The sequence below is a fragment of the Streptomyces fumanus genome, from assembly GCF_014655295.1.
Taxonomy (GTDB): Bacteria; Actinomycetota; Actinomycetes; order Streptomycetales; family Streptomycetaceae; genus Streptomyces; species Streptomyces fumanus.
Genome location: NZ_BNBI01000013.1, coordinates 166934 through 179744, shown reverse-complemented (window position 1 = coordinate 179744; position 12811 = coordinate 166934). Strand labels below are relative to the sequence as shown.

Genomic DNA, 12811 nt, shown 5'->3' with positions numbered 1-12811 from the left:
GCCGGGCGGCCCAGGGGGTCACTCCCCGTCCGCGCCCTCCAGGCGGAAGCCCACCTTCAGGCCGACCTGCCAGTGCGAGATCCGCCCGTCCGCGATCGCGCCGCGCACCTGGGTCACCTCGAACCAGTCCAGGTTGCGCAGGGTCTCGGAGGCGCGGGTGATGCCGTTGCGGACCGCCTGGTCGACGCCGTCGGGCGAGGTGCCGACGATCTCCGTGACCCGGTAGGTGTGGTTCGACATGCGGGTGCTCCTCTCGGTGACGACGTGACGTGCCTCCACGGTGCCTCAAGAGGTGACCGGGCGCGAGACGGCGGCCCGGTGGCTCCCGATCGCTTGACCAACGCATTGGTACATACCAAAATCCAGACACCCGTACGAGCGCTCCGCTCGTCCCCCCACGCCGGGTTCCCCGTCGCCGTGCCCCGCACAGAGAAACAGGACCCCCCGTGAGACGTCGTCGCCCCCTCGCCCTCGTCTGTGTGTCCGCCGCCCTGCTCAGCGGGTGCGGCCTGGTCGCCCGGGAGGACGCCGCCGAGCAGCGCTCCGTCACGGTGTGGCTGATGAAGGACAGCGCCTCGAAGGACTTCGTGGACCGCTTCACCGAGGAGTTCGAGGGCGACCACCCCGGCCTCGACCTCCAGGTCCGCATCCAGCAGTGGACCGGCATCGGCGAGAAGGTGCGGGCCGCGCTGAAGGCGGACGGCACCGGCGGACCCGATGTCATCGAGGTCGGCAACACCCAGGTCCCGCAGTACGCCGAGGACGGCGGGCTGCTCGACCTGACCCTGGAGTCGATGCGGGACTGGGGCCTGCGCGACTGGCTGCCCGGCCTCGCCGAACCCGGCCAGTGGATGTCCCGGCAGTACGGCGTGCCCTGGTACGCCGCCAACCGCGTGGTCGTCTACCGCAAGGACCTGTTCGAGCGGGCCGGGATCACCGCGCCGCCCCGCACCCAGCAGGAGTGGCTCGACATCACCGAACGCCTCGACACCGGCGGCACCCAGGGCATCTACCTGGCCGGCCAGGACTGGTACACGCTCGCCGGGTTCATCTGGGAGGAGGGCGGCGAACTGGCCCGGCAGCGCGGCGCCGTCTGGCAGGGCACCCTGGACAGCGCCGCGGCCCTGCGCGGCATGGACTACTACCGCCGCCTCCAGGCGCTCGGCGACGGGCCGGTCGACGCCGACGAGGAACACCCGCCGCAGGCCGGGGTGTTCGCCGGCGGGCAGGTCGCCCAGATCGTCGCCGTGCCGGGCCTGGCCCGCGCCATCGTCGAGCAGAACCCGGAGCTGGAGGGGAAGCTGGGTTTCTTCCCGGTGCCCGGCAAGAGCGCCGGCGCCCCCGGCGCCGTCTTCACCGGCGGCTCCGACCTGGTCGTCGCCAAGAACACCGACGCCCGGGAGGCGGCCGTCGCGGTGGTCGAGGCGCTGGCGGGGGAGAAGTGGAACACCGAACTGGCCCGCGCCATGAACTACGTCCCCAACAAGAAGTCCCTCGCCGCGGCCGTGGCCGGTGAGGAGGGCGTCACCGCGATGGCGGCCGGCGCCGCCCGGGGCCGGGCCACCCCGACCACCCCCCGGTGGGGCGCGGTCGAGGCGGACAACCCGATCAAGGAGTACATGACCGCCGTCCTCAAGGGCGGCGACGCGGCCACCGAGGCCCGCCGGGCCTCCGAACGCGTCACCGACCTGCTGGACCTCGACGGCGAGTGACCCGGCCCGGCGGACGGGGCCCGCGCCCGGTGCGCCGCGCTCAGCGCACCGTGCTCAGGGAGAGCGCGAACCGGCCCGCGCCGTCCGTCCACCAGCGCACCGGTTCCAGCCCGGCCGCCGTCAGCTCCGCCCGTACGCCCTCCTCGCGGAACTTCGCCGACACCTCGGTGCGCATCTCCTCCCCGGCCGCGAACTCCACGGCCAGGTCCAGCGCCTGCACCTTCACCGTCTGGGCGGTACGGGAGCGCAGCCGCATCTCGATCCACTCCCGCCCGGGGTCCCACACCGCCACGTGCTCGAAGGCGTCCGGGTCGAAGTCGGCGTCCAGCTCCCGGTCGATGACGGTGAGCACGTTCTTGTTGAACGCCGCCGTCACCCCGGCCGCGTCGTCGTACGCCCGGACCAGCACCTCCTCGTCCTTCACCAGGTCGGTGCCGAGCAGCAGCGTGTCACCGGGCGCGAGCAGGGCCCGTACGGCGGTGAGGAACGCGGCGCGCTCGGCGGGCAGCAGGTTGCCGATGGTGCCGCCGAGGAACGCCAGCAGCCGGGGCCCCGGCGTGTCGGGCAGGGTGAACCCGGCGGTGAAGTCGGCGATCAGCGCGTGCACGGCCAGCCCGGGCCGCTCGGCGGCGAGCGCCCGCCCGGCCCCGGTGAGGGCGCTCTCGCTGACGTCGACCGGGACGTAGCCGCGCAGCCCGGTCAGGGCGTCCAGCAGATAGCGGGTCTTCTCGGACGACCCGGAGCCCAGCTCGACCAGGGTGGCCGCGCCGGTGGCCGCCGCGATCTCGCCGGCCCGGGCCCGCAGGATCTCGCGTTCGGCGCGGGTCGGGTAGTACTCGGGCAGTTCGGTGATCCGCTCGAAGAGCTCGCTGCCGTGCGCGTCGTAGAACCACTTCGGCGGCAGGGTCTTCGGCGTGCCCGTCAGACCGGCCCGGACATCGGCGCGCAGCGCGGCCTCCGTGGCGTCCTCGGGCAGGATGCGGGTGATGCGGAACGGGCTCACGTGCGGGACTCCTCAGCGGACGCGGGTGCCAGGGTGTCGCTCGGTTCCTTCAGCGGCGTCAGCAGCACCTCGGTGCGGCTCGCCGTGAGCAGGGTGCGGTCGGGCACCTCCTGCCAGGCGGGATCGTCGTCGTAGGGTTCGGAGGCCACGACGGTGCCGCCGCCGGGCCGGGCCAGGTACCACAGGGTGTCGCCCCAGGCGGTGGCGGTGACCGCCGTCCCGTCGGTCAGCAGCAGGTTCAGCCGGGAGGCGGGGGCCGCCGCGGCGACCTCGGCGACCGTCCCGGCCAGCGCTCGGCCCGGGTCGTCCCCGGCCCGCAACCGGGCCAGCACCAGCGCCCACACGAACGCCGAGTCGGTACGGGCCTCCAGCGCGAGCACCTCGGCCGGCGGCAGGGACGCGACCAGCGGGGCGAGCGAGCCGGGCCACCCGGCCACCGCCCCGTTGTGGCTGAACAGCCAGGTGCCCGCGGCGAACGGCGCCGCCGCGGCCTCCGCGTCCGCCCCCGCCAGGGTCGCGTCCCGCACCGCACCGAGCAGCGCGCCGGAGCGCACCACCCGGGCGAGGTCGGCGAAGGACAGGTCGGCCCAGACCGGCCCGGCCCGGCGGTACCGGGCCGGCACCGGGTCGCCGCCGGCGTACCAGCCGACGCCGAACCCGTCGGCGTTGACCGTCCCGTACCGCTGCCGGCGCGGCGCCCAGGACTGCCGGTACAGCCCGTGCGCGGGCGCCACCAGCAGCTCCCCGAGCCGCACCTCGGGGCCCACGTAGGCCAGGTGACGGCACATCAGACACCCTCCGCGGACCGGGCGGTGCGGAAGCCGGAGAAGATCTGCCGCCGGACCGGATAGTCCCAGTTGCGGAACGTGCCCCGGCAGGCCACCGCGTCCACGGCGAACGAACCGCCGCGCAGCACCTTGTACTCGGGCCCGAAGAACACCTCCGAGTACTCCCGGTACGGGAACGCCCGGAACCCCGGGTAGGGCGCCAGGTCGCTCGCCGTCCACTCCCACACGTCCCCGATCAACTGCCGTACCCCCAGCGGCGACTGCCCCGCCGGGTAACTGCCGGCGGGCGCCGGGCGCAGGTGCCGCTGGCCCAGGTTGGCGTGCTCGGGGCCCGGGTCGGCGTCGCCCCACGGGTAGCGGGTGGAGCGGCCGGTCGCCGGGTCGTACCGGGCGGCCTTCTCCCACTCCGCCTCGGTGGGCAGCCGCCGCCCGGCCCAGCGGGCGTAGGCGTCGGCCTCGTACCAGCACACGTGCACCACCGGCTCCTCCGGCGGCACCGCCTCCGTGACCCCGAACCGGCGGCGCAGCCACTGCCCGCCGTCCCGGCGCCAGAACAGCGGCGCCGAGATCGCGTTGCGCTGGATGTGCGCCCATCCTTCGGGCGTCCACCAGCGCGGGTCCTGGTAGCCGCCGTCCGCGATGAACGCCTGGTAGGCGCCGTTGGTCACCGGTGTGGTGTCGATGAGGAACGGGGCCACCTCGCGGCGGTGCGCGGGCCGTTCGTTGTCCAGCGCCCAGGGCTCGGTGGAGGTGCCCATCGTGAACGGGCCGCCGGGCACCAGCACCTCGGCCGGCCCGTCGTACGGCGGCACCGGCTCCGGGTCGGGGGCGACCAGCGCCCGCGGCCCCTTGCGGAGCTGATGCGTGATCAGCATCGTTTCGTCGTGCTGTTGTTCGTGCTGCGCGACCATCCCGAAGGCGAAGCCCGCCTCGGTCAGGTCCGACCCGTGGAACGCGGTGCGCTCCAGCACGTCCAGGGCCCGGCCGCGCACGTCCGCCGCGTACCGGCGGGCCTCCTCGGGCGGCAGCAGCGGCAGCTTGGGGCGTTCGGCGCGGGGATGCTCGAAGGCGTCGTAGAGGCTGTCTATCTCGGGCCGTATCGCCTCCTGCCCGGCGACGGCCCGCAGCAGCCACTGTTCCTCCTGGTTGCCGATGTGGGCGAGGTCCCACACCAGCGGTGACATCAGCGGCGAGTGCTGGGCGGTCAGGTCGGGTCCGTCCACGCAGTCGGTCAGCAGCGCGGTGCGCTCCCGGGCGGCGACCAGCGTGGCCAGCGCCCGCTCGCGCAGCGCCTCGGCGTCGTACGCGGGCTCGGTCATGGGCGGATGTCCTTCCGGTTCGGCCGGCGGCCCGCGCCGGCCGGTTCCTCCAGCAGATCGTCGGCGGGGCAGCGGCCCTGGGCGACATAGCGGTCCCGGTACGCGGCGACGGCGTCCGTCACCCGGGCGTCCGCGCCGAGCCGGGGCAGCGCTTCGAGCGCCGCCGCGAAACACCCGGCGGCGGCCTCGCGCAGCTCCGGGTCGGCCGGCCCGTGCCGGGCCGCGTCCCGCCACAGCGGGTTGTGCGGGGCGGGCAGCCCGCCGGTCCGCTCGGCCAGCGGCTTCACGGTCCGGTAGGCGGTCTCGCTGGCCTCCGGGTCGTCGAACAGCGCCGCCGTGACGGCCAGCGGCACGATCCAGCCGTCCTCCCCGGGCTGCGCGTCGATCATCCGCAGCTCCAGGTGGCCGCGCGGTCTGACCGGCGGGAACAGCGTGGTGAGGTGGTAGTCGAGGTCGTCCCGGGTCGGCGGCCGCGGCGACCGCGACCGGGTCCATTCCCGGAAGGTCAGCCCCTCGGGCACCTCCCAGGGGCCGCTGTCCCGGCGTACGCACATCACCGGGGCGTCCAGCACATGCCGGGCCCAGGCGGTGCGTGGCTCGGTGTCCAGCGGGGGGCCGCCCGCCCGGTCCGGGCCTATGTGCTCCCAGAGCAGTTGCCGGGTGGAGCGCCAGCCGGTGGGACGCCGCCCGTCCAGCGGCGAGTGGGCGAACGCGGCCACCAGCACCGCGCCCAGATAGTGGGCGAGCCACCAGCGCCGCACATGGCCGAGCGGGCCGGGCTCCTCGTACCCCGCGTCCACGCAGACCTGCACGGAGGCCGAGGCGCACATCATCGCGCGGCCCGCCGGACCGGTGCGGTCCAGGCACGCCTCCATGGCGTCGTAGCGGGGCAGGCGCAGGTAACGGCGGGGAATCCGCCAGGGATCGTGGCCGAAGCCGGCCAGGACGAGACTCTGCTCGCGCAGGACCGCGCGGACGGCGGCCAGATCGGCGGAGACGGTATCGACGAGGTCCGTCAGGGAGGCCGCGGGCGGCGAGCTCAGTTCCAACTGGCCGCCGGGCTCCACGGTGAGCGCCGACCTCAGGGGCACGGTGCGCAGTGCGGCGTAGGCCGCGTCGAGCCGTTCGGGTGTGACGGGGAGCCGCGGGTCGCGCAGCTCGTGGACGAGCCATTCCACTTCCACCCCGAGGCGTCGGGGCGGGCCGGTCTTGAAGCAGATGCCGCGGACCAGAGCCTCGACCTCCGCTTCGGTGACGGCGGAGCGCGGCTGATCGGTACAGCCGCCTACCGAATCTGACATGTCGGGATCCTCCTGAGATTCCACCATGTCACCGACCTGCGAGCCGGGCGGCCGGGTCGGCGCACTCGTCCCACCCAAGACCCTCGTGCCCCTCGGCACAAGGGTGCATACCCATGTTTTCCGGCAACGCCCGTGCCCCGGAAACCCCGTTGCACCGCACGCCCAGCATCGCTCACGATGCGTTCACCGGCACGACGGGGGAGGCCACGCGGGGCGCGGTCACGGCACCCACGGGGGTGGCGCCGTGACCGCGCGCCCGCGGGGCGGCGCGCGGCCGGAGAGCCGCCACCGGGACGGAAGTGGCAAGCTGATCACGGTCACCGCACGGACACCAGAACAGGAAGCCGACCACATGACCGACCAGCTCACCGTGAGCGTCCTGGGCACCGGCATCATGGGCGCCGCCATGGCCCGCAACCTCGCCCGCGCCGGACACACCGTCCACGCCTGGAACCGCAGCCGTGCCAAGGCCGAGCCGCTCGCCGCCGACGGCATTCACGTCGCCGGCACCCCCGCGGACGCGGTCCGCGCCGCCGACGTGGTGCTGACCATGCTCTACGACGGTCCGGCCGCCCTGGACGTGATGCGGCAGGCCGCGCCCGGTCTGCGCCCCGGCGCCGCCTGGGTGCAGTCGACCACCGCGGGCATCGGGGCCCTCGGCGAACTGGCCGGGTTCGCCCGGGAACACGGCCTGGTCTTCTTCGACGCCCCCGTCCTCGGCACCCGGCAGCCCGCCGAGGCCGGGCAGTTGCTGGTCCTCGCGGCCGGCCCCGCCGACGCCCGCCCCACGGTGACGCCGGTGTTCGACGCGGTCGGCTCGCGCACCGTGTGGACCGGCGAGGACGGCGCCGCCGGCAGCGCCACCCGGCTGAAGCTGGTCGCCAACAGTTGGGTCATCGCCGCCACCAACGCCACCGGCGAGGTCCTCGCCCTCGCCGAGGCCCTGGACGTCGACCCGGACCGCTTCTTCGACGCCATCGCCGGCGGCCCGCTCGACATGGGCTATCTGCGCGCCAAGGCCGCCCTGGTCCGGGACGGCGCGCTCACCCCGCCGCAGTTCGCGGTGGCCACCGCCGCCAAGGACGCCCGGCTGATCGTCGAGGCCGGCGAACGGGCCGGCCTGCGTCTGGACGGGGCCGCCGCCGGCGCCGAACGCCTCGCCCGCGCCGCCGCCCAGGGACACGGCGACGAGGACATGGCCGCCGTCTACTTCGCCAGCTTCGACGAGTCCAAGTAGCCTCGGACCACGCAACGATCAAGGAGTTCACGTGTCCAAGCCGCCGCTGCCGCCCGAGGCCGTCGACCTGCTGCGCCGCCCCAACCCCTGCGTGATGGCGACCCTCCGCTCCGACGGCACCCCCGTCTCCACGGCCACCTGGTACCTGTGGGAGGACGACGGCCGGGTGCTGATCAACCTCGACGAGGGCCGGGTCCGCCTCAAGCACCTGCGCCGCGACCCCCGGGTCACCCTCACCGTCCTTGACGCCGACGACTGGTACACCCACGTCACCCTGATCGGCCGGGTCACCGAGACCCGCGACGACGAGAACCTGGCCGACATCGACCGCCTCTCCACCCACTACACCGGCGGCCCCTACCCCCAGCGGTCCCGCGCCCGGGTCAGCGCCTGGGTCGAGATCGACCGCTGGCACGGCTGGGGCGCGCACAAGGACAACGACCAGTCGTCGAGCTGACCCGCCCGCCGGGCCCGTCCTACCGGGCCAGCAGGTCGCGCAGGGCCCCGGCGACCTCGCCGGGGGCCTCCTCCGCCATGAAGTGGCCGCAGCCCACCGTGCGGTGCAGCAGGTCGGGGGCCCAGGCCCGCCACAGGGCGGCGGCGTCGTAGCCGAGGGCCGTGCCCCAGTCCTGCTGGAGCACGGTCACCGGCATCCGCAGCCGGTCGCCGCGGTCCCGGTCGGCCCGGTCGTGGACGAGGTCGACGCCGGCCGAGGCCCGGTAGTCGGCGACGATGGACGGCACCGCCTCCCGGGACGCCTTCAGATAGGCGGCGCGGACCTCGGCGGGCAGCGCCCGCGGGTCCTTGGTCCAGACGTCGAGGAAGTGCCCGAAGAACGCGTCCGGCGCCCCCGCGATCAGTTGCTCCGGCAGCCCGGCCGGCTGGGCCATCAGGTACAGGTGGAAGCCGACGGCCGCCGAGACGCCGCGCAGCACGTCCCACATGTCCAGGGTGGGCAGCACGTCCAGCGCGGCCAGGTGCGTCACCGCGTCCGGATGGTCCAGGCCCGCCCGGACGGCGACCAGGGCGCCCCGGTCGTGCCCGGCCAGCGCGAACCGCTCGTGCCCCAGCGCCCGCGCCAGGGCGACCACGTCGGCGGCCATGGTCCGCTTGGCGTAGGCGGTGCCGTCCGGGTCGGCGGGCTTGTCGCTGTCGCCGTACCCCCGCAGATCGGGGCAGATGACGGTGTGCTCGGCCGCCAGATCGGCGGCGACGTGCCGCCACATCAGATGGGTCTGCGGGAAGCCGTGCAGCAGCACCAGCGGGCTGCCGGAGCCGCCGACGGCCACGTGCAGCCGCACGCCGTCGGCGACGGCGATCCGGTCGTGGGCGAAGCCGGGGATGGTCGGTGCCATGACTGATCCGTTCCTTTGTCGAGGGGGTCGCGGACCGTCTCCGCGAACGGTCCCGAGCCTCCCGCCCGCGAATCAGCAACCGATCAGCACGGTTACGGTGGTCCCCGCGCGGTACGACGGGACGGGAAGCGGACGGAACACATGACAGCGGTCGCCTTCGGGGTGCTCGGACCCGTCACGGCCGGACGCGACGGCGACCCGGTCGACCTCAAGGGGCCCCGGCACCGGGCGCTGCTGGCCCGGCTGATCGCCGCCCGGCGCCGGGTCGTCCCCGTCGACCGGCTGGTCGCCGACCTGTGGGAGGTGCCGCCCGCCCGGGCCGTCGGCACCCTGCGCACCTTCGTCGCCGACCTGCGCCGCGCCCTGGAACCGGAGCGCCCGCGCCGCGCCCCCGCCCGGCTGCTGGTCACCGAGGGCCCCGGGTACGCGCTGCGGGCCGCGCCCGGCGCGGTGGACGCCTGGCGGTTCGAGACGGCCGTCGCCGAGGCCGGCGACCTGCCCGCCGACCGGGCGGCGGCCCGGCTCACGGCGGCGCTGGGTCAGTGGCGGGGCCCGGCCTACGCCGACTTCGGCGGCGAGGAGTGGGCGCGCGGCGAACGCTCCCGGCTCACCGAACTGCGCCTGCGCGCGGTCGAACGGCGGGCCGAGCACCTGATGGCGGCCGGGCGCGCCGCCGACGCCGTCCCCGACCTGGACGCGCACCTCGCCGAGCACCCCTGGCGCGAGGAGGCGTGGCGGCTGCTCGCCCTCGCCCTGTACCGCACCGGACGGCAGGCGGACGCCCTCGCCGCCCTGCGCCGCGCCCGCGCCCTGCTCGCCGACGGACTCGGCGTCGACCCGGGCCCGCGGCTGCGTCGACTGGAGGCCGGCATCCTCGCCCAGGACCCCGCCCTCGACCCGCCCGCCGAACCCGCCGAGGCCGCCGCCCGGCTGTGGACCCGGGCCACCGAGGCGTACGACCGGACGGTCGCCGCCGGGTCCCGCGCCCGCCTGGAGTCGGCCGTCGGCCTGCTGCGCGTCCTCGCCCTGACCGGCGGCGGCGGTCTGGAGGCCGCCCGGGAGCACCGTACGGCGGCGGTCGCCGCGGCCGAGGAGACCGGCGACGCGGACCTGACGGCCCGGGTGATCGGCGCCTACGACGTGCCCGCGATCTGGACCCGCGCCGACGACCCCGGGGCGGCCCGGGCGATCGTCGCGGCGGCCGAACGCACCCTCGCCGCCCTCCCCGACGACGGCACCACCGCCGCGGCCCGCGGCAAGCTGCTGGCCACCGTCGCCCTGGAGTCCCGGGGCGTACGCTCCCCGCGCGGCCCCGAGGCGGCGGCCGAGGCCGAGCGGATCGCCCGCCGCCTGGACGACCCGGCGCTGCTGGCGTTCGCGCTCAACGGCGCGTTCATGCAGTCCTGCGCCACCCCCGGACAGGCCCCGCGCCGGGACGCCATCGGCGCCGAACTCCTCGCGCTGGCCGGCCGCCACGGCCTGGTCACCTACGAGATCCTCGGCCATCTGATCCGCCTCCAGGCCCGCGCCGCGCACGGCGACTTCGCCGCCGCCGACCGGCACGCCACCGCCGCGGACCACCTCGCCGAGCGGCACGAACGGCCCCTGGTGACCGTCTTCACCACCTGGTACCGCGCCCTGCGCGAGGCCGCCACCGGCGCCCCGTACCACCAAGCCGAGGCCGGCTACCGGGCCGCCGCCGGGACCCTCGACGGCGCCGGCATGCCGGGCCTGGCACACGGGCTGCTGCCCCTCGCCCTGCTCGGCCTGAAGCTGGCCCACGGCCGCCCGCCCGAGGCCGACCTCGGCGACGACTGGGGACCGTACCTGCCCTGGGCCCGGCCCTTCGCCCTGCTCGCCGAGGGCCGCGCCGACCGGGCCCGCGCCGCCCTGGGCGCCCTGCCCGAACCCCCGCCCGACCTGCTCCAGGAGGCCCTGAGCTGCGCCGAGGCCGCCCTCGCGGTGGCCCTCGGCGACCGGGCGGCGGCACGGCGGACGTACCCGCGTCTGCTGCCCGCCTCCGGTCAGCTCGCGGGCGCGGGCAGCGGGCTGCTCACCTTCGGCCCGGTCGACACCTGGCTCGCGGCCCTGGACCGGCTCCGCTGACGGCCCGCGCCGGCCCGTCGACGGCGCGCGGCCGGGCGGCCCGTCACTCCGTCAGGGACTGGATGCCCAGGACCGAGATCAGCGCCAGCCGGTCGGCATCGGGGGTGTCCGGCTCGGCGGAGTACACCATGATGCGCAGATCGCTGCCCGCCACCCCCAGCACGTCGCAGTCCAGGGTCACCGGACCGGCCTCCGGGTGGTCGATGGTCTTGCGGGCCGCCAGGTGCCGGCCGACGACACCCGCGTCCCACAGCGTCGCGAACCGCCCGCTGCGGGCCCGCAGCTCGGCCACCAGGCGCCGCAGTCCCGGATCGGCCGGGTACCGGCTCACCGTCTCCCGCAGATCCCCGACCAGCGACTCCTCGAACAGCCGCCGCTCCTCGGGGGTGAACCGCGCCCGGCTGCCGGGACCGGCGAAGGCGCGCCACACGCTGTTGCGTTCCAGCCCCCGCCAGCCGGACGGGTCGCCCATCAGGGCCGCGTACGGGGGGTTGGCCAGCAGCAGGTTCCAGGCCGCGTCGTACACCGCGACCGGGGTGCCGGTCAGCCGGTCCAGCAGCCGGTGGACGCTGGGGGTGATGTACGCCGGTACCGTGCCGGGACCGGGCGGGGCCAGCCCGGCCTCCCGGAAGAGGTACGCCCGCTCCTCGGGCGGCAGCCGCAGCGCCCGCGCCAGCGCCTCGACGACCTGCGGCGAGGGGTTGGCCGCCCGGCCCTGTTCCAGCCGGGTGACGTAGTCGACGGAGATGCCCGCCAGCAGCGCCAGTTCCTCGCGGCGCAGGCCCGCGGCCCGCCGGGGGCCGCCGGCCGGCAGTCCGGCCGCGGCGGGGGACACGCGGTCCCGCCAGCGTCGTAGCGTCCGTCCGAACTCCGTGCTCGCCATGGTCCCAGTGAACACCCGCCGGGGCCGGGCTTCCTGGTACCCGTGGTCCCAGGAAGACGGGGTACCTGGCTGCCCGCGCCGCCCGGTCCGACGCTGGTGGACATGACGAACACATTGATCACCGGAGCCAACAAGGGTCTCGGTTTCGAGACCGCCCGCCGTCTCCTCGCCGAGGGCCACACCGTCTACGTCGGCAGCCGCGACCCCGAGCGCGGCCGGGCCGCCGCCGACCGGCTCGGCGCGCGGTACCTGCCGCTCGACGTCACCGACGACGCCTCCGTGGCCGCCGCCGCCAAGACCGTCGAGGCCGACGGCGGCCTGGACGTCCTGGTCAACAACGCCGGCATCGAGGGGCGCGGCGAGGGCAACGTGGTGATCGGCGCGGCCGACACCACCGCCGACCACCTGCGCACCCTGTTCGACACCAACGTCTTCGGCGTCGTCCGGGTCCTGCACGCCTTCCTGCCGCTGCTCGGCCGGTCGGCCGCGCCGGTCGTGGTCAACGTCAGCAGCGGCCTGGCCTCGCTGACCGGCGTGACCGATCCGACGACACCGGCCTACGCCTACCCGGGGGTGGCCTACCCGGCGTCCAAGGCGGCCGTCAACATGGTGACCGTGCAGTACGCCAAGGCGTTCCCGGGGATGCGGATCAACGCGGTGGAGCCCGGCTTCACCAAGACGGACCTGAACGGCAACACGGGCATCCAGACCGTCGCCGAGGGCGCCGAGGTCATCGTCCGGGCGGCGCTGCTCGGCCCGGACGGGCCCACCGGGACGTTCTTCGACCGGTCGGGTCCGCTGCCCTGGTAGGCGCGGACGGTCCCGGGCCACGACGTCCGCGCGCGGCGATCCCGGGGCGTCAGGTCCGGCCGGTCCTCACCCGCGTGTCGGGCAACTGCGGGAGACGACCCGGGTGCCGCGGCCGTCGGTGAGGCGGGCCTGGAGCGAGCCGCAGGCGCACCGCACCCAGGTGGTGTGGCCGTGGGCGGTGGGGTGCCGCGACACCACCCGGTAGGGCTCGGCGCGGTCCGGCCAGCCGCAGTGCGGGCAGGCGGTCCCGGTCGTGCTGGTCATGGCGGCCTCCTCGGTCGGGAGCGGACGGGAACG

Annotated in this window: 13 protein-coding genes; 5 read left to right on the top strand and 8 right to left on the bottom strand. The window is 75.6% G+C overall.

What is annotated here, in order from left to right:
• Positions 1-18: 18 nt before the first annotated feature.
• On the bottom strand, positions 19-240 hold the full coding sequence (locus IE316_RS27630; RefSeq protein ID WP_190207218.1) for a dodecin: 222 nt from the start codon (positions 238-240) through the stop codon (positions 19-21).
• A gap of 206 nt (positions 241-446) precedes the next feature.
• On the opposite strand from IE316_RS27630, the gene IE316_RS27625 reads away from it, so the two are divergent.
• A complete protein-coding gene (locus IE316_RS27625; RefSeq protein WP_229910571.1) occupies positions 447-1712 on the top strand; it encodes an extracellular solute-binding protein in 1266 nt (421 codons plus the stop codon).
• 40 nt (positions 1713-1752) lie between these two features.
• On the opposite strand, the gene egtD is transcribed toward IE316_RS27625, so the two are convergent.
• The 4 genes from egtD to egtA are packed head-to-tail and all read right to left on the bottom strand — an operon-like array spanning position 1753 to position 6123.
• Entirely contained in the window at positions 1753-2715 is a 963-nt protein-coding gene (egtD, locus tag IE316_RS27620; RefSeq protein ID WP_190207217.1) for an L-histidine N(alpha)-methyltransferase, read from the bottom strand.
• Complete coding sequence (gene egtC / locus IE316_RS27615) at positions 2712-3503, bottom strand: ergothioneine biosynthesis protein EgtC (protein WP_190207216.1); 792 nt, start codon at positions 3501-3503, stop codon at positions 2712-2714. Before egtC ends, egtD begins: the two co-directional genes overlap by 4 nt.
• On the bottom strand, positions 3503-4822 hold the full coding sequence (egtB, locus tag IE316_RS27610; protein WP_190207215.1) for an ergothioneine biosynthesis protein EgtB: 1320 nt from the start codon (positions 4820-4822) through the stop codon (positions 3503-3505). The genes egtC and egtB overlap by 1 nt, the downstream gene beginning before the upstream one ends.
• Positions 4819-6123 carry an ergothioneine biosynthesis glutamate--cysteine ligase EgtA gene (gene egtA / locus IE316_RS27605; RefSeq protein ID WP_190207214.1) on the bottom strand — a complete coding sequence of 435 codons (1305 nt, stop codon included), beginning with the start codon at positions 6121-6123 and terminating at the stop codon, positions 4819-4821. Before egtA ends, egtB begins: the two co-directional genes overlap by 4 nt.
• Positions 6124-6475: 352 nt before the next feature.
• Here egtA and IE316_RS27600 point away from each other — a divergent pair, with 352 nt between their 5' ends.
• Entirely contained in the window at positions 6476-7360 is an 885-nt protein-coding gene (locus IE316_RS27600) for an NAD(P)-dependent oxidoreductase (protein WP_190207273.1), read from the top strand.
• A gap of 31 nt (positions 7361-7391) precedes the next feature.
• Positions 7392-7817, top strand: a complete 426-nt coding sequence (locus IE316_RS27595) for a PPOX class F420-dependent oxidoreductase (protein WP_190207213.1) — start codon at positions 7392-7394, stop codon at positions 7815-7817.
• A 19-nt stretch (positions 7818-7836) separates the two neighbouring features.
• Here the strand turns inward: IE316_RS27595 and IE316_RS27590 are convergent, their stop codons facing one another.
• On the bottom strand, positions 7837-8715 hold the full coding sequence (locus IE316_RS27590; RefSeq protein ID WP_190207212.1) for an alpha/beta fold hydrolase: 879 nt from the start codon (positions 8713-8715) through the stop codon (positions 7837-7839).
• A 141-nt stretch (positions 8716-8856) separates the two neighbouring features.
• Here IE316_RS27590 and IE316_RS27585 point away from each other — a divergent pair, with 141 nt between their 5' ends.
• Positions 8857-10821, top strand: a complete 1965-nt coding sequence (locus tag IE316_RS27585) for an AfsR/SARP family transcriptional regulator (protein ID WP_190207211.1) — start codon at positions 8857-8859, stop codon at positions 10819-10821.
• A gap of 43 nt (positions 10822-10864) precedes the next feature.
• Here IE316_RS27585 and IE316_RS27580 read toward each other — a convergent pair whose 3' ends face one another.
• Positions 10865-11704 carry a helix-turn-helix transcriptional regulator gene (locus IE316_RS27580; RefSeq protein ID WP_190207210.1) on the bottom strand — a complete coding sequence of 280 codons (840 nt, stop codon included), beginning with the start codon at positions 11702-11704 and terminating at the stop codon, positions 10865-10867.
• 102 nt (positions 11705-11806) lie between these two features.
• Here IE316_RS27580 and IE316_RS27575 point away from each other — a divergent pair, with 102 nt between their 5' ends.
• Complete coding sequence (locus IE316_RS27575; RefSeq protein ID WP_190207209.1) at positions 11807-12514, top strand: SDR family NAD(P)-dependent oxidoreductase; 708 nt, start codon at positions 11807-11809, stop codon at positions 12512-12514.
• A gap of 66 nt (positions 12515-12580) precedes the next feature.
• Here the strand turns inward: IE316_RS27575 and IE316_RS27570 are convergent, their stop codons facing one another.
• On the bottom strand, positions 12581-12778 hold the full coding sequence (locus IE316_RS27570) for a hypothetical protein (RefSeq protein WP_190207208.1): 198 nt from the start codon (positions 12776-12778) through the stop codon (positions 12581-12583).
• Between the last annotated feature and the right edge of the window lie 33 nt (positions 12779-12811).